The 16,753-nt window shown below is 67.7% G+C and carries 14 protein-coding genes; 10 read left to right on the forward strand and 4 right to left on the reverse strand.

Annotated elements, in window-relative coordinates; translation table 11 throughout:
- The first annotated feature begins 59 nt into the window (after positions 1-59).
- Positions 60-530 carry a 23S rRNA (pseudouridine(1915)-N(3))-methyltransferase RlmH gene (rlmH, locus tag M2650_RS00515; protein WP_249469870.1) on the forward strand — a complete coding sequence of 157 codons (471 nt, stop codon included), beginning with the start codon at positions 60-62 and terminating at the stop codon, positions 528-530.
- Positions 531-643: 113 nt separating this feature from the next.
- Here the strand turns inward: rlmH and M2650_RS00520 are convergent, their stop codons facing one another.
- From M2650_RS00520 to M2650_RS00530, 3 genes are all read right to left on the reverse strand, one after another.
- A complete protein-coding gene (locus M2650_RS00520; protein WP_249469872.1) occupies positions 644-1,330 on the reverse strand; it encodes an energy transducer TonB in 687 nt (228 codons plus the stop codon).
- 516 nt (positions 1,331-1,846) lie between these two features.
- On the reverse strand, positions 1,847-2,035 hold the full coding sequence (locus M2650_RS00525) for a hypothetical protein (RefSeq protein ID WP_249469874.1): 189 nt from the start codon (positions 2,033-2,035) through the stop codon (positions 1,847-1,849).
- Positions 2,035-2,784, reverse strand: coding sequence for an SIMPL domain-containing protein (locus M2650_RS00530; protein WP_249469876.1), 750 nt, complete (start codon positions 2,782-2,784; stop codon positions 2,035-2,037). Before M2650_RS00530 ends, M2650_RS00525 begins: the two co-directional genes overlap by 1 nt.
- 112 nt (positions 2,785-2,896) lie before the next feature.
- On the opposite strand from M2650_RS00530, the gene M2650_RS00535 reads away from it, so the two are divergent.
- The 4 genes from M2650_RS00535 (at position 2,897) to tldD (ending at position 10,740) form a co-directional block, all read left to right on the forward strand.
- Positions 2,897-3,499: a Maf family protein gene (locus M2650_RS00535; protein WP_249469881.1), complete on the forward strand. Its 603-nt coding sequence runs from the start codon at positions 2,897-2,899 to the stop codon at positions 3,497-3,499.
- Between the two features lie 82 nt (positions 3,500-3,581).
- Complete coding sequence (locus M2650_RS00540) at positions 3,582-5,180, forward strand: Rne/Rng family ribonuclease (RefSeq protein ID WP_249469883.1); 1,599 nt, start codon at positions 3,582-3,584, stop codon at positions 5,178-5,180.
- A gap of 144 nt (positions 5,181-5,324) precedes the next feature.
- Complete coding sequence (locus tag M2650_RS00545; protein ID WP_249469886.1) at positions 5,325-9,164, forward strand: YhdP family protein; 3,840 nt, start codon at positions 5,325-5,327, stop codon at positions 9,162-9,164.
- Positions 9,165-9,297: 133 nt separating this feature from the next.
- Positions 9,298-10,740: a metalloprotease TldD gene (gene tldD, locus M2650_RS00550; RefSeq protein WP_249469895.1), complete on the forward strand. Its 1,443-nt coding sequence runs from the start codon at positions 9,298-9,300 to the stop codon at positions 10,738-10,740.
- Between the two features lie 158 nt (positions 10,741-10,898).
- On the opposite strand, the gene yjgA is transcribed toward tldD, so the two are convergent.
- Positions 10,899-11,447 carry a ribosome biogenesis factor YjgA gene (gene yjgA, locus M2650_RS00555; protein WP_249469899.1) on the reverse strand — a complete coding sequence of 183 codons (549 nt, stop codon included), beginning with the start codon at positions 11,445-11,447 and terminating at the stop codon, positions 10,899-10,901.
- A gap of 17 nt (positions 11,448-11,464) precedes the next feature.
- On the opposite strand from yjgA, the gene pmbA reads away from it, so the two are divergent.
- The 5 genes from pmbA to M2650_RS00580 all read left to right on the forward strand — a co-directional run bounded on the left by pmbA (position 11,465) and on the right by M2650_RS00580 (position 16,731).
- Complete coding sequence (gene pmbA / locus M2650_RS00560) at positions 11,465-12,826, forward strand: metalloprotease PmbA (protein WP_249469903.1); 1,362 nt, start codon at positions 11,465-11,467, stop codon at positions 12,824-12,826.
- 89 nt (positions 12,827-12,915) lie between these two features.
- Complete coding sequence (locus M2650_RS00565; protein WP_249469907.1) at positions 12,916-13,341, forward strand: DUF4870 domain-containing protein; 426 nt, start codon at positions 12,916-12,918, stop codon at positions 13,339-13,341.
- Between the two features lie 100 nt (positions 13,342-13,441).
- Positions 13,442-14,917 (forward strand): DUF1800 domain-containing protein, encoded by a 1,476-nt coding sequence (locus M2650_RS00570; protein WP_249469909.1) that lies wholly within the window; start codon positions 13,442-13,444, stop codon positions 14,915-14,917.
- Between the two features lies 1 nt (position 14,918).
- Positions 14,919-16,067, forward strand: a complete 1,149-nt coding sequence (locus M2650_RS00575) for a DUF1501 domain-containing protein (RefSeq protein ID WP_249469911.1) — start codon at positions 14,919-14,921, stop codon at positions 16,065-16,067.
- Between the two features lie 265 nt (positions 16,068-16,332).
- Complete coding sequence (locus M2650_RS00580) at positions 16,333-16,731, forward strand: DUF4870 domain-containing protein (protein ID WP_249469915.1); 399 nt, start codon at positions 16,333-16,335, stop codon at positions 16,729-16,731.
- Positions 16,732-16,753 lie beyond the last annotated feature (22 nt).

The following is a 16,753-nucleotide window of genomic DNA, read 5'->3' on the forward strand; positions in this document are numbered from 1 at the left end:
ACCCCGACATCTCCCGGGTGCCCGGATCAAGTCCGGGATTACCGGGCTACCATGCGCGGATGAAGGCGAAATTGATCGCGGTCGGGGAACGCGCACCGGTATGGGTGGCGCAGGGTTTCGCCGAATACCAGAAACGCCTGTCGCATTGGCTGCCGTTGGAGCTGGCCGAAATCGAACCGGGTTTGCGCGGCAAGGGTCGCGACGCCGCCCGCGCTACCCAGGACGAAGGCGCGCGCGTGCTTGCCGCGCTGCCCAAGAACGCGCAAGCGGTCGCGTTGGACGGCCGCGGCAAGCCTTACTCGTCGGAACAATTGGCGCAGCGGCTGGAGCATTGGCGGGGATCGGGCCGCGACTTGGCCTTGCTGATCGGCGGGCCCGAGGGCCACGCCGCGGAGGTGTTGTCGCGCGCCGACGAAAGCTGGTCGCTGGGGCCGCTGACCCTGCCGCACATGCTGGTGCGGCTGTTGGTGGCCGAGCAGCTTTATCGCGCGGCGGCCGTGCTGGCCAACCATCCGTACCACCGCGCCTAGCTTTTCGCAGGTGCGAATTCATTCGCACGTTTTTTATCTTTCAAGAGCAACAGCGTGCGAATGAATTCGCACCTACGGAGAGCGGCGGGCGAGGGGTCGCCCGCCGCGAGGGCTCAGTGGCTCAACGTGAAATTGATCGGCACCATGCCGATCGCCTGCACGGCCACGCCATCCTTCATCGCCGCGCGGAAGCGCCAGCGCTTGAGCACCTGCATGCGCGCGGCGAGGTCCAAATCTCGGTGGCCGCTGCTTTGCACGACTTCGACCGCGATCGGCTTGCCGTCGACGCCGACGGTCACCTGCAGCATCACCACGCCCTGGCGTCCGTCGCGCTTGGCATCCACCGGATACACCGGCGGCGGTGCGTTGGCATATTCCAGGCGCACCGCGGCGGGCGCCGGATCGATACTGGGCGTCGCGACTGGACCCGCATCGACGACGGGCGGCACATAAGCCACGGAGCCTTCATCGCTCACGATCGGCACATCTTCGGCTACTGCCTGCTGCACCGGCCGTTGCACGGGCGTATCCGTCGGCTGCGGGCGGACGATCTCGACCGGAATCGGCGGCGGCGGATCGGGCGGCTTGGTTTCGTCCTTGGGCGCCAAGGGCACGACCCTGACAACAGGCGGTTCGTCGACGATCGGCGGCACGGCTACGGGCGCCACGAGCACCAGCAGCGCAACCACGTGCAATGCGATCGCAGTGCTGGTCGCGGCGATGCGCAACGGATTGGGCGCCTTGTCGGCGTCCGCGCCGGACAGCGAAAAACGGAGACCGCGGTTTTGCGAAAGGACCATGACCCACCTCCAAGGTTGTCGCCTGCGTGATCCCTAACGCACCGACGGAGAAGGTGGGGTTGAAGCTACCGACCCCTGACCGGCGCGCTACCCGACTGCGACTCCAAATTGCGCTGCTCGGGTGTGCACGTCAAGTGATGGGCGGAAGTGCGAAAAGATTCGTTTCGAATCGAATCGATCCAGTGAATTCGTTTCGGTTGAAACCGAAGCAACGCATCCGCCATAACCCCCGGTTGCGCATGCTTTAGCCCTCTCCCGCTTGCGGGAGAGGGTTGGGTGAGGGCGCGCGAAATATCAGATAGCGTCGCGTATTGGTTTCAGATGAAAGCCGCTGCGAAGATTGCAGTCGGGGCAATCTGCAATCGCGCGCGCCCTCACCCCAGCCCCGCTCCGCGCCCCAGCCCGCACTCGCGTGCGGGCGCTCAGCTGCACGCGCGGCGGTACCGCGCAAGCGTGTGCAGCATCGCCCCGCAAGCGGGAGAGGGAGCCCATTCGTCGCATTCTCAGTTCTCTATCTCAACCGTCCCCGCCGCCATCCGCTTCCGGGTCGCGCTGCAGATCGCGCTCGTCGGGCTGCGCCGGACGCGGCGGCTTCTTGGGCGTATGCGCATCCTCGTGGTCGCGGGGATGCGGCTCCGCATAGCCCGGGTTGCGCCCGGGCTTGGGATCGGGCGCCGGCGGCGCCGATTTGCCGCGCTTGGCCATCAGCGGCCCAGTTCGAACACCACGTCGAGCGTCATCGACAACGTGGTTTCGCCCGGCGACACCGACGTATCGGCCGCGTAGGCTTCCTTGGAACGCGACATCGCCATCATCGGCATCGGCGGCCGTGGGAAGCTGCCGCCGTTCTCGGAGATGCTGACCACACGGCGCACCTTCAGACCCATCGTCTTGGCGTACATCTCGGCGCGCGCCTGGGCCTTGTCCAGCGCCGCGCGGCGCGCCTCGTCGTAGGCCTCGTCGGGCTTGTCGACCTCGAAGTTGGGGCCGTTGACCTGGTTGGCGCCTTGCGCGACCAGCGTGTCCAGCACCTTGCCGAGCTTGGCGATATCGCGCACCTTCAGGCTGACGGTGTTGCTGGCCTGGTAGCCGGTGATCTCCGGCGCCTGGTTCTCGACGTATTTGTACTGCGGATTGATGCTGATGCCGCTGGTCTGCACATCGCGCTCGGCGATGCCCGCGGCCTTGATGGCGGCCACCACCTTGGCCATCTGCTCCGCGTTCTGGCGCATGGCCGCGTTGGCGTCGGCGGCCTGGGTGACGACGCCGGCGGAAATCGTGGCTACGTCCGGCACGCGCTTGGAATCGGCCTGGGCCGAAACCGAGAGCAGGGTGCCGTCGGCGGGTATGGCGTAGCCGCCCGGGGCGGCGGTCTGGGCGCAGGCAGAGGTCATCAGCAAGCTCGTGGCGAGGGCGGTGGCAAGCAACAGGGGGCGCAATCCAGCGAAGCGCATGGAGTATCTCCTTGGGAATGTGCGACAGGGTGTTCGGGAACCAGTTAACGGTCCGTGAGCCGCGGAGGGGTTAGGCGGGCTCGACCCGGTCAGCGCGGGTTATTCTTCGTCGATGCTGTATCTCGCCTCGAAATCGCCCCGCCGTTCCGAGCTGCTGGCCCGCCTGGGCCTGGATTTCGGGCTACTGGACAACGACGTCCCCGAACACCGCGCTCCCGGCGAACCCGCCGAGGAGTACGTGCGCCGCGTCGCCCGCGAGAAGGCGGGTGCGGGTTTGCTGCACGTGGTAGGCGTGGCTGGCGCGGTGGTGCTGGGCGCGGACACCGAGGTCGTGCTCGACGACGATGTCTTCGGCAAGCCGCGCGACGCGGACGATGCGGCGGCCATGCTGCGGCGCCTGTCCGGGCGAAGCCACCGCGTGATTTCGGCGCTGTCGCTGGTGTCGGCCTCGCGCGAGGCGCAGGCGGTGTCGCTGTCCGAGGTGACCTTCGCCGAACTCGGCGACGCCGATATCGCGGGTTATCTCGCCACCGGCGAATGGGAAGGGCGGGCCGGCGCTTACGCCATCCAGGGACGGGCGCAAACTTTCATTTCGCATTTGTCGGGAAGCTATTCGGGCGTGATGGGCCTGCCGCTATACGAAACCGCGCGCTTGTTGCGCGAATTCGGCGTGTCGGGAAAAGGAAAAATTTCGGGCACGGATCAAATCGGATGAACGCGGATAAAAGCCTTTCGAACCATTCATCCGCCTTTATCGGATTTGATCCGTGCCGAAAAGCTGTTGCGAGGCCGTCGGCATGACCGAGGAGATTCTGGTCAACGTCACCCCGCGCGAGACGCGTGTGGCCGTGGTCGAGAACGGCATGCTGCAGGAACTGCACATCGAGCGCGGCTGGCGCCGCGGCGTGGTCGGCAACATCTACAAAGGCCGGGTGCAGCGGGTGATGCCCGGCATGCAGGCGGCCTTCATCGAGATCGGCCTGGATCGGGCGGCCTTCCTGCACGCCAACGACATCGTGCGGCCGGCGCCGGTCGTCCAGGGCGAGGGCGACGACGAAGCGCCGCTGCCGCCGTCGCCGCCCAAGCCGATCACCGAACTGGTGCGCGAGGGCCAGGAAGTGATCGTGCAGGTGGTCAAGGACCCGATCGGCAGCAAGGGCGCTCGGTTGACCACGCAATTGAGCATCCCGTCGCGCTACCTGGTGCTGCTGCCGCAGTCGCGCGTGGTCGGCGTGTCGGCGCGGATCGAGGACGAGGCAGAGCGCGCGCGGCTCAAGTCGCTGGTGTCCGAATTCGCAGGCATCGCCAAGCCGTCCGAAGTCGTGGTCGCGCTGGATGGCGCAGCGGGCGAGCCCGCGGAAGACGCCTCGGTCGCGGACATGGTGCGCACGGCGATCGCGGCTTCCGGAAAGCGTCCGGACCAGGGTTACATCGTCCGCACCAACGCCGAAGGCCAACCCGCCGAGGCGCTCGCCGAAGACATCGCCTATCTGAGCCGCGCCTGGGCGCTGGTCGAGCGGCGTTCGCGCGAGGCGCGCGTCGGCGCGGCCGTGTACGAGGACCTGAGCCTGCCGTTGCGCGCGGTGCGCGACCTGATGCGGCGCGATGTCGAAAAAGTGAAGGTCGATTCGCGGGAAACCTGCGACAAGCTGCGCGAGTTCGCGGCCCAGTACATGCCGGGCCTGGCCGATAAAATCGAGCACTACGGCGGCGCGCGGCCGATCTTCGACCTGTACGGCGTCGAGGACGAGATCCAGCATGCGCTGGAAAAAGAGGTTCCGCTCAAGTCCGGCGGCTATCTGGTGATCGACCAGACCGAGGCGATGACCACGGTCGACGTCAACACGGGCTCGTTCCTGGGTCAACGCAACCTGGAGGAGACCGTTTACAGGACCAACCTCGAAGCGGCGCAGGCGGTCGCGCGGCAACTGCGGCTGCGCAACCTGGGCGGGATCATCATCATCGACTTCATCGACATGGTCGACGCCGAACATCGCCGCCAGGTGCTGCGCACGTTGGAGAAATCGCTGGTCAAGGACCACGCCAAGACCACGGTCTACGATTTCTCGCCGCTGGGCCTGGTGGAGATGACCCGCAAGCGCACCGTCGAAAGCCTGGAACGGCAGCTGTGCGAGCCCTGCCACGAATGCGGCGGCCGCGGCATGCTCAAGACCAGCGAGACGGTGACCTACGAGATATTCCGCGAGATCACCCGCGCGGTGCGCCAGTTCGAGGCGGCGCGGCTGCTGGTGATCGCCTCGCCCAAAGTGGTCGCGCGGATCACCGAAGAGGAGTCGGCCGCGGTGGCCGAACTCGAAGAATTCCTGGGCAAATCGATCCGCTTCCAGCCCGACGAGCAGTACCTGCAGGAGCAGTTCGATGTCGTGCTGCTCTGACGCCGGGATCCGGGATTTGGGATTGGGGATTCGTAAAAGCCGAGTCTCGCTGTGGCGTGCGCGCATTTTCAGCGCAGCGAATGTTCTTTCCGAATCCCTAATCCCCAATCCCCAATCCCGCTCCGCGGAACGCGGAGCCACCTGATGCCGACGCCCTGGCGCCACCGCCTCCGTCTGTTGCGCAGAGGCGTGTGGTACGCGCTCGCCGCCGCGCTGGTGCTGATGGCGCTGGTTGCGGGCGTCACCAGCCAGTTGCTGCCGCTGGCCGAGCGGCATCCGGACAAGATCGCCGGATGGCTGAGCGAGCGTGCACAGCGCCGCGTCGCCTTCGATCACGTCGAAACCGAATGGACGCGGCGTGGACCGCTGCTACGCCTGGACGGCTTGCGCATCGGCGACGGCGCCGATGCCGTGCAGATCGGCGAGGCCGAAATCCTGGTCGCTCAATACGCCGGTTTGCTGCCGGGGCGCTCGTTCACGGAATTGCGGGTGCGCGGGTTGGAATTGGTGTTGCAACGCGCTAACGACGGACGCTGGTCGATACGCGGCCTGCCCGGGCAGCAGCGTGAAGGCGGAGATCCGCTGAGGACCCTGGAAAACCTGGGCGAGCTGCAGGTGATCGACGCCAAGCTGGCGCTGGTGGCGCCGTCGCTGGGCATCGATGCGCGCCTGCCCAAAGTCGACATGCGCGTGCGCGTGGACGGCAATCGCGTGCGCGCCGGCGCGCGTGCATACGCACGTCATCCCGCCGCGCCCGTCGACGCGGTGATCGACTTCGACCGCAAGAACGGCGACGGCCGCATCTACTTCGCGGCCAGACAGGCCGATCTCGCGGCGTGGTCGCCGCTGCTGCGTTATGCCGGCGCCAGCGTGGAAGGCGGCAACGGCCAGGCCCAGGCTTGGGCGGAACTTCGCGGCCATCGTGTCATGACGGTGACGGTCGATGCCGCCATCAACCGGTTGGCTTTGCGCGGGGCGGCTGCGGCAGGCGCGCAGGCGCCGCGGCTGCAGTTCGACCGTCTCGAAGCGCGCGCGCGCTGGCGCGTGGCGTCGGGCGGCTGGCGCTTGGACGCGCCGCGCCTGCGCATCGGCAGCGGCAAGGCGCAACAGTCGCTGGACGATCTGGTGCTGGCCGGCGGGCAGCGCTATGCCGTGGTCGCCGGGCGCGTGCAGATCGCACCGCTGCTGTCGGTCGCCGCCTTGAGCGATCGCCTCGATCCGGGATTGCGGCGCTGGCTGCTGGCGGCGAAACCCGCGGCTACGCTCGAGCGGGTGGAAGTGGCCGGGGTGCGCGGCGGCGCGATGCGCGCGCAAGGACGCATCGCGGGCCTGGCCTTCGCGCCGGTAGGCGATGCGCCCGGCCTGAGCGGATTGTCGGGCGACTTCATCGGCGACGCCGATGGCTTCGCGTTGCGACTGGATCCGCGATCGGACTTCGTATTCGACTGGCCGCGCGGCTTCGGCGTGCCGCATCCGGCGAAACTGCAAGGCACCTTGAGCGGTTGGCGCGAAGGCGCGGGTTGGCGCGTCGGCAGCGGCGACCTGTATGCGCGCGGCAGCGATTTCGGCGCGCGCATGCGCGGCGGCTTGTGGTTCCAGGGCGACGGCACGCGCCCCTGGATCGACATCGCCGCGCAACTGGACGAATCTCCCGTGCCGGCGGCGAAAGGCTTCTGGATCAAACACCAGATGTCGCCGGCGACGGTGAAATGGCTCGATGCCGCGCTCGTCGCCGGCACGGTGCGCAACGGCAATGCGGTGGTCTCCGGCGATCTCGACGACTGGCCCTTCCGCGACCGCAACGGCTTGTTCCAGGCCGATGCCGATCTGGCCGGCGCGACGCTGAAATTCCAACCTGACTGGCCCGCGGCGGAAGCGATGGACGGCAAGGTCAGCTTCGTCGCCGACGGATTCACCGTCGACGGCAAGGTGACCATCGCCGGCGTCGGCATTCGCAAACTGCATGCCGGCATTCCCCGTTTCGGCAAGGCCGAACTAACTGTGCAAGCCGAAGGCGGCGACGACGCTTCCAAGCTGCTGGACCTGCTGCGGCAAAGCCCGTTGCGCAAGGAGCACGGCGAAACGCTGGACAACGTGGCCGCCAGCGGTCCGGCCAATCTCACTTTCGGGCTATGGCTGCCGATGCATCGCGAGGCCAAAGGCGCCAAGAAGATCGAGGGCACGGTCGAGCTCGCCGGCGCGAAACTGTCGGAGAAGCGCTGGCAGCTGGCCTTCGACGACGTGCGCGGCCGCGCCCGCTACGGCGACGCAGGTTTCGATGCCGACAAGCTCGACGTGACGCAGGGCGGCCAGCCCGGCAAGCTCACGCTGCGCGCAGGCGGTTTCGTCCGGGATGCGCGGCAGGCGTTCGAGGCCGAACTGCAATCGCATGTCGCCAGCGACGATTTGCTCGACCGCGACAAGTCGCTCGCCTGGCTCAAGCCCTATCTCGATGGCCGCTCGCAATGGACGGTGGCGGTCGCGATACCGCGCACCGCCGCCGGACAGAAGAATCCCGCGCCCACGCGGCTGCAGTTGCGCTCCAACCTGGTCGGCACCGCGCTCGATCTGCCGGCGCCGCTGGCCAAGGCGGCGGCCGTGCCGTTGGCGGCCTCGATCGACGCCGCGCTGCCGCTGGACAGCGGCGAGGTCCGGGTGACGCTGGGCAACCTGCTCGCCTCGCGCGCGCGCAGCGCGGGCGGCCGCACTGGCGTGAGGATCGTGCTCGGCGCGGACGCCGTTACCGAAGCGCCGCCGGCGTCGGGCCTGGTCGTCAGCGGCCGCGCGAACACGCTGGATGCGATCGAATGGCTGTCGCTGGCGCAGGCCGACAGCGGCAGTGGCGGCGAAGGCTTGAAACTGCAACAGGCGGACGTGACCGCCAACCGCCTGCAACTGTTCGGCTCGGCTTTCGCGAATACGCGCCTGCAAGTGACGCCCGCGACCGGAGGCACCCGTATCCGCATCGACGGTCCCGCCCTGGCCGGCACGCTGTTGTCGCCGGCGGCGGAAGGCGCGCCGCTCACCGGCGATTTCGAGCGCGTGTACTGGCGCTTCGCCAAGTCCGGCGCCGCGCCCGCGGCGAATGCGGCCGCGCGCGCCGAGCCGAACAAGCCTGGCGCGGATATCGATCCGGCGAAAGTGCCGCCCTTGTCGTTCGATATCGCCGACCTGCGCCTCAACGAAGGCCAGTTCGGCACGGCCACGCTGCGCACGCGGCCCGTGGCCGCCGGCATGCGCATCGAGCGGTTGCAGACGCGCGCGCCGAAGCAGCGCATCGACTTGGACGGCGATTGGTTCGGACGCGGCGCTGGCGCACGCACCCGGCTCGGCGTCACCGTCGACAGCGAGGACATGGGCGCGTTGCTGGCCGGCGCCGGCTTCGGCAAGCAGGTGGACGGCGGCAAGGGCCGGATACGTTTCGACGCGCAATGGCCGGGCGCGCCGTCGGCGTTCAAGCTCGACGCGCTACAGGGCAAGCTCGCCTTGTCCGCCAACGACGGGCGCTTGCTGGAAGTGGAACCGGGCGCGGGCCGCGTGCTCGGCCTGCTGAGCCTGGCGCAGTTGCCGCGTCGGTTGATGCTCGATTTCCGCGATTTCTTCTCCAAGGGCTTCGCGTTCAACAAGATCACCGGAGAGATCGATTTCGCTGCCGGCCACGCGCGCAGCGACGATCTGGTGATCGACGGCCCCGCTGCGGAAATCCGCATCCGCGGCGTCGCGGACCTGCGCGCGCAGCGATTCGACCAGACCATCGAGGTGCTGCCGCGCGCCGGCAACCTGCTGACCGTGGCCGGCGCCCTGGCCGGCGGTCCGGTAGGCGCGGCGATCGGCGCGGCGGCCAATGCGGTGCTGAAGAAGCCGCTGGGGCAGATGGCCGCCAAAACTTACCGCGTGACCGGGCCGTGGAAAGAGCCCAAGGTCGAAGTGATCGGGCGCGAGCAGGGGCGGGCGTCCCGGCAGCCGCCGCCGCCGGCCGGTTGATTCGCGCGCTCTGAGGCCGCATGTTGGCTTGTGGGAGCGGCTTCAGCCGCGAGCTCTTCCAACAATGTTCGGTGCGGCTCGAAAAGCTCGCGGCTGAAGCCGCTCCCACAAAAGCGACCAGGAATTTCTATCGATGACCCAACCTCTCGCCATCGCCGAATCCCGTCTGCTGCTGCCCGCAGGCCTCGACAGCCGCGGCCTCGACCGCGCCTTCGGCACGCTGCTCGGGCCGGGCATCGATTTCGGCGACCTTTATTTCCAGCACACCCGGCGCGAGAGCTGGAGCGTGGAGGACGGCATCGTCAAGGACGGCGCGCATTCGATCGAACAGGGCGTCGGCGTGCGCGCGATCAGCGGCGAGAAGACCGGCTTCGCCTATTCCGACGACATCAACGCCCAGGCGCTGCTGTCCGCGGCGCATTCGGCGCGCGCGATCGCGCGCGACGGCAGCGAACATCCGGCGCATGCGCTGGTGCGCGGGCAAAGCCGCGAGTTGTACGCGCCGCAGGATCCTATCGACGTGCTCGACAACGCCGAGAAAGTGGAAGCGTTGCGCCGCGTCGACAAGCTGCTGCGCGCCGCGGATCCGCGCGTGCAGCAGGTGATGGTCAGCTTGTCCGGCGGAGTGGACACGATTCTGGTCGCGCGCAGCGACGGCGTTCTGGCCGGCGACGTGCGGCCGCTGGTGCGGCTCAACATCCAGGTGATCGTGGAGCAGAACGGACGCCGCGAAACCGGTTTCGCCGGCTACGGCGGGCGTTATTCGTACGCAGAGCTGCTCGCCGACGGCAAGCCGGAAAAATTCGCGCGCGAAGCGCTGCGCCAGGCGCTGGTGAACCTGGAGGCGATCGACGCACCGGCCGGCGTGATGCCGGTGGTGCTCGGCGCGGGCTGGCCCGGCGTGCTGCTGCACGAGGCGGTCGGACACGGCCTGGAAGGCGATTTCAACCGCAAAGGCACTTCGACCTACGCCGGCCGCATGGGCCAGCGCGTGGCATCGCCCGGCGTCACCATCGTCGACGACGGCACGCTGCCGGGTCGCCGCGGTTCGCTCAACATCGACGACGAAGGCACGCCGACGCAGTGCAATACGCTGATCGAGGACGGCGTGCTGGTCGGCTACATGCAGGACACGCTCAACGCGCGGCTGATGGGCGCAAAGCCCACCGGAAACGGCCGCCGCGAATCATTCGCGCACCTGGTGATGCCGCGGATGACCAATACCTACATGCTGGCCGGGCAGCACGATCCGGAAGAGATGATCAAGTCGGTGAAGAAAGGCCTTTACGCGGTCAATTTCGGCGGCGGCCAGGTCGACATCACCAACGGCAAATACGTGTTCTCCGCGACCGAGGCGTATCTGATCGAAGACGGCAGGATCACCGCGCCGGTGAAGGGCGCCACCCTGATCGGCAACGGACCGGAAACGATGCAGCGGGTGAAGATGATCGGACACGACATGCGCCTGGACGACGGCGTCGGCGTCTGCGGCAAGGACGGGCAGAGCGTGCCGGTGGGCGTGGGGCAGCCGTCGTTGCTGATCGATCAGTTGACGGTGGGTGGTACCAGCGCGTGATGCGAATGCATGCTTTTTCCTTCTCCCATCGGGAGAAGGTGGCGCGGCAGCGCCGGATGAGGGTTCGGTGCGAGCGCGGTGCCTCGGCCACACACCGAACCCTCATCCGCCCTTCGGGCACCTTCTCCCGGCGGGAGAAGGAACAGCAAGCAGCGCCGCTATTCCAGCTCAGCGCTGCCTTCGTCGGAAGCTTGCGCAAGCAACTCGCGCAACTCGCGGAACAATTCGCGATAGCTGTGCGGCGGCTTGTTCTTCGCCCTTTCTTCGCCGGCGTTGCGCACCAGTTGCCGCAAGCGCTGCCGGTCGGCATTCGGATGCTCGGCCAGCAATTCGGCCAGCGCCGCATCGCCATCGGCCAGCAGCCGCTCGCGCCAAGACTCGACCCGATGCAGCATCGCGGTCTCGCGCCGCGAAGCTTCGCCGCCGGCGTCCAGCGCGTCGCGGATCGCATCCAGCGTGGCATCGTCCTCGCGCCGCATCTGCTTGGCCAGGAACGCCATCTGCCGCTTGCGCGCGATCGGCGAGGTGATGCGCTGGGTATCGGCGATATGCGGCCGCAGCCCTTCCGGAATCGGCAGCTTGTCGAGCTGCGCGGCGCTCAGCGCCGCCAGTTGATGGCTCAAGGCGAGCACGTCCAGCGCGGCCTGCCGCTGCTGGGTGCGGCTGGGGCCCAGGAATTCGCCGGTTTCTTCGTCGCGTCCGCGCATGACACTAGGATAAGCCATTGAACGCAGTCATTCCCCATCTCGAAGACGACAGCCAGGCGCGCCTGGACGCCTTGGCCGCCATTTCGCAGCGCCTGCTTGATCGCTGCCGCGCCAACGGCGCCAGCCAGGCCGAAGTCAGCTGCAGCGAAGAGCGCGGGCTCAACGTCAACGTGCGCATGGGCGCCGTCGAAACCGTGGAGTCCAACCACGACCGCGGCATCGGCGTCACCGTCTATTTCGGCCAGCGCAAGGGCAGCGCCAGCACCGCGGACCTGCGCGAAGAGAGTCTGGAATCGACCGTGGCGCAGGCCTGTGCGATCGCCCGCTATACCGAAGACGACCCGGCGGCGGGACTGGCCGATGCCGAACTGATGGCCCGCGAGCATGGCTATTTCGACACCTGGCACCCGTGGGGCATCGACGCGGACCAGGCGCTCGACCTGGCGCTGGCTTGCGAAGCGGCCGGCCGCGATGTGGACGCGCGCATCGAAAATTCGGACGGCGCCTCGGTCGGCAGCAGCGCCAGCCTGAGCGTTTACGCCAATTCGCACGGTTTCGTCGGCCGCGACCGCGATACCCAGCACACGATCGGCTGCGCGCTGATCGCCGGCCGCGGCGATGCGATGCAGCGCGACGGCTGGTACAGCACCGCGTTGGCGGCCGAGGATCTCGAATCGGCGGTCGCCATCGGCCGCAGCGCCGCCGAGCGCGCGGTCGCGCGGCTGGCGCCGCGGCAAATCGCCACCGGCGCCTATCCGGTGCTGTTTTCCGCGGAGATCGCGCGTTCGCTGATCGGCCACCTGCTCGGTGCGGTGTCCGGCGGCGCCTTGTACCGGCGCGCCAGTTTCCTGCTCGACAGCGTCGGCACGCAGCTGTTCCCGTCGTGGCTGTCGATAGAAGAGCAGCCGTTCCTGCGCCGCGGCTTCCGTTCCTCTTCTTACGATTCGGAAGGCGTGGCCACGCGCGAATCGCCGCTGGTGCGCGACGGCGTGCTGCAGCGCTACGTGCTGGGCAGCTATTCGGCGCGCAAGCTCGGGCTGCAGACCACCGCCAATGCCGGCGGCGTGCACAACCTCGCCGTATCGGCGAACGCGGGCGGCTTCGACGAGATGCTGCGCGGCATGGGCCGCGGCCTGCTGGTCACCGAACTGATGGGGCAGGGCGTGAACAACGTCACCGGCGATTACTCGCGCGGCGCGGCGGGGTTCTGGGTGGAAAACGGCGCCATCGCTTATCCGGTCGACGGCATCACCATCGCCGGCAATCTCAAGACCATGTTCGCGGGCATCGAAGCGGTGGGCAGCGATGTCGACCCGCGTTCGCATATCCGCACAGGCTCGATCCTGATCGGGCGGATGACCGCGGCCGGGTCGGATTGACCGGCTGACCGGACGGCGCGGCATTTGACGTATCCTGCTCAGACGGGCGGCGCCACGCCGCCCGAGCCATCCTAATTGGGGGAATGAGCATGACCGATTTCAACGAAGCAGTGACGCCTCCGCCGGCGCCCACCGGCACGCCGAGCGCGGAAGAGCGGCAATGGGCGATGTTCGCGCACCTGTCCGCACTGGTCGGCGCCATCATCACCGGCGGTTGGGCTTTCAGCATCGGCTGCTTTCTCGGGCCGTTGATCATCTGGCTGGTGAAGAAAGACACGATGCCCTTCGTCGCCGATCAGGCCAAGGAAGCGCTGAACTTCAACATCACCCTGGCCATCATCTTCGCGATCCTGTTCGTGCTGACCGTGGCCACGCTGGGCTTGGGCGCGCTGATCAGCATCCCGCTGTACGTGATCCTGGGCATCGCCTGGCTGGTGTTCACGATCATCGCGGCGATCAAGGCCAACGAAGGCACGGCGTACCGCTATCCGTTCGCGCTGCGGCTGGTGAAGTAAGGCTCTATCGACAACGCGCGGCCCGCCGATGGCGGGCCCGCGTCAACCTTGCGCGTTCCGGGGCGTTAACGGGTTCGGTCCCGACGTTCCGGAGCGCCGCATGTCCCTGCAGCAAGCCGCATCCGCACTCAACCGGTTCGGGCTGGGCGCCAAGCCCGGCCAGCTGCGGGCGCTCGGCGAACCCCGCGAGTGGCTGCTGTCGCAGCTGACGGCGCGCAGCGCATCGTCGCCGGATGTTTTCTCCGCGCTGCCGAGCAGCCGCGACTACCTGCAACGCGAGTTCGCCTACAACCGCGAACGCTTGGCCGAGCGTCGCGCGCAGCGCAACGGCCCCTTGCGCGGGGATGCGAAAAAGCCCGGCGCTGACGGCGACGCCATCGAGAAATTCAAGACAAGCTTCCGCAAAACCTTCGGACAAGACATGCTCGCCGAGATCGGCGCGCGGTACCGCCTCGCCGCCATTGCCGAGGCCGGTTTCGCCGAGCGTCTGGCGCATTTCTGGTCCAACCATTTCGCCGTTTCGGTCGACAAGCGGCAGGCTTCGCTGTACGCCGCGCCGATGGAACGCGAAGCGATCAGGCCGCACGTTTTCGGCCGTTTCGAAGACTTGCTGCTGGCCGCGGAAACGCATCCGGGCATGCTGCGCTATCTCGACAACGCGCAATCGGTCGGCGAAAGCTCGATGTTCGCGGCGCGAGGCGCGCGCCGCTTGCGGCGTGGCTCGGGCGACGGAATGCCGCCGCGCAAACTCGGTCTCAACGAAAACCTGGCGCGCGAGATCCTGGAGCTGCATACGCTGGGCGTAAACGCCGGCTATACGCAGGCCGACGTGACCGAACTTGCGCGCGCCATCACCGGTTGGGGTACGCCGTTGGCGCGCGATTTCGATGCCGAGCAGGGCGTCGACGCTGCGTTCGCGTTCCGTGCCGCCGCGCACGAACCCGGCGCGCGCACGGTGCTGGGGAAACGATACGCCGAGGGCGGCGTCGAACAGGGCCGTGCCGTGCTGACGGATCTCGCCCGGCATCCGGCCACGGCCAGGCAGCTGTCGTTGAAGCTGGCGCGCCACTTCGTCGCCGACGATCCGCCCAAGGCGCTGGTCGAGCGGATGACGGCGGCATACCTGCGCAACGGCGGCGATTTGCGCGACGTGTATCGCGCCATGATCGAAAGCGATCTCGCCTGGGCCGCGGACGCGCGCAAATTCAAGACGCCCGACGATTTCCTGGTGTCGGCGCTGCGTGCCGGCGGCATCGACGCCGGCGCGCGCCCGGAAGGCGTCGTCGCATTGCTGCGCCAGCTCGGCCAGCCGCCTTTCACGCCGCGCTCGCCGGCCGGTTTCGCCGATACCGCCGCCGATTGGACCGGCCCGGATGCGCTCTGGAAGCGCGTGCAGGCCGCGCAAGCCCTGGCGCAGCGCGTACCGCCGCAGCGGCTGCAGCCGCTGCAAGTCGCGCAGGACACGCTCGGAAGCGCGCTCGATGCCGACACCCGCACTGCGCTCGCCCGTGCCGAAACCGTGCGCGATGGCGTTGCGCTGCTGTTCGCCAGCCCTGCCTTCCAATGGAGGACCTGACATGCCGCTGAGCAGACGCCAATTCGTTTCCGCGCTGGGCGCCGGATCCCTGTTGACGCTGTGGCCGCGCGCGAACGCTGTCGCTTCCGGCGAGGACACGCGCCTGCTGGTGGTGCTGTTGCGCGGCGGACTCGATGGCCTGCATGCGTTGCCGCCGGTCGCCGATCCGGCTTACGCACGGCTGCGCGGCGCGCTGGCGCCCAACGATCCGCTCAAGCTCGACGGCAGTTTCGCCCTGCATCCTTCGCTCAAGTTCATGCGCGAACTGTACGGCGAGAAACAGTTGCTGCCGATCGTCGCAGTGGCGCCGCCGTACCGGCAACGGTCGCATTTCGACGCGCAGGACTGCCTGGAGAACGGCACCGCGAAACCCGGCGGCCACAACGGTTGGCTCAATCGCTGCGTAGCGGCGATGCCAGGCAGCGAAGGCCTGGCGATCGCCACGGTGATGCCGCTGATCCTGCGTGGCGATGGCGCAGCCACGACTTGGTCGCCGCCGCTGCCGCAGGAAGTGAATCCGATCCTGCTGCAGAAGTTGCAGCCGCTGTACGCGGCCGATCCAGCGTTGGCGGAGGCGTTCTCGCGCGCCATCCAGACCGAGGGAACGAACGAAGTTGCGATGGGCAAGGGCGGCAAACGCGCGGGTCCGCAACTGCCCCAAACCATGGCTGCGGCGGCGCGCATCATGGGCAAATCCGATGGTCCGCGCATCGGCTTCGTCGAGGATTCCGGTTGGGATACGCACGGCAATCAGGCCGGCGTGCTGATGCGCAAGCTGGCGGAATTGGACAATGCCTTGCGCGCCTATCGCGACGGCATGGGCGCGCAATGGAACCGTACCGCGGTACTGATCGTCACCGAGTTCGGCCGCACCGCCGCGGTCAACGGCACCGGCGGCACCGATCACGGCACCGGCGGCGTGGCCTTCCTGGCCGGCGGCAACGTGCGCGGCGGCCGCGTCGCCGGTGACTGGCCGGGTCTGGGTGCGGGCGACCTCAACGAAGGCCGCGATTTGCGCGCTACCGGCGATTTGCGTGCCGTGTTCAAGGGCGTGCTGGCGACGCAGTTGCGGTTGTCGGAATCCGCGCTGGATACGCGCGTATTTCCCGACAGCCGCGGCGTGAAGCCGTTCGACGGCCTGTTCTCTTGACCGGCTTTGCAGAGCGGGCTGTTCCGCCGCTCCTAAAGTAGGTGCGAATTTATTCGCACGCTCTTGATTTGTGGGGGAAAAGCGTGCGAATAAATTCGCACCTACAAGGGCAGAGCCAGCCGCGATCAGGGAAAAGCTCGCGGCTAAAGCTCAACAGCCGGCTCCTACTGCAGACGACGCCAGGGGTGTCGAAAGTTGGCTTGCGCGCGAGGGTGGCGACCCCATTATTGGTCTCAGACCGGAGCGTTTCCGGCGGGAGTCGATCATGAACAGCAACGTACAGACCGTCATCCCCAGCCTGAGCGATCGCCAATGGGCGGCAGGCGCGCATGTGGCTGCGTTGACCCTCGCATTGCTCACCAGCTGGGTCGTGGGCATCGCCGGCGCGCTCGGCGCCCTGGCGGTGTGGATGCTGGTGCGCGACAAATCCGAGTTCGCCGCCGAGCACGCCAAGGAAGCGCTCAACTTCAACCTGAGCATGTTCCTGTATGCGGCCATCGCGGTATTGCTGGTGATCTTCACGCTCGGCATCGGCGTCATCGTCGCGCTGCCGGTGTGGCTGGTTCTGGCCCTGATGTGGCTGATATGCAGCTTGATCGCGGCGTTCAAGGCTTACGACGGGCAGCATTACCGTTACCCGCTGACGATCCGCCTGTTCCGATAAGCGCCGTCGGTTGGAAGCGGTC

It is taken from the genome of Luteimonas galliterrae (genome assembly GCF_023374055.1).
Lineage (GTDB): Bacteria > Pseudomonadota > Gammaproteobacteria > Xanthomonadales > Xanthomonadaceae > Luteimonas_C > Luteimonas_C galliterrae.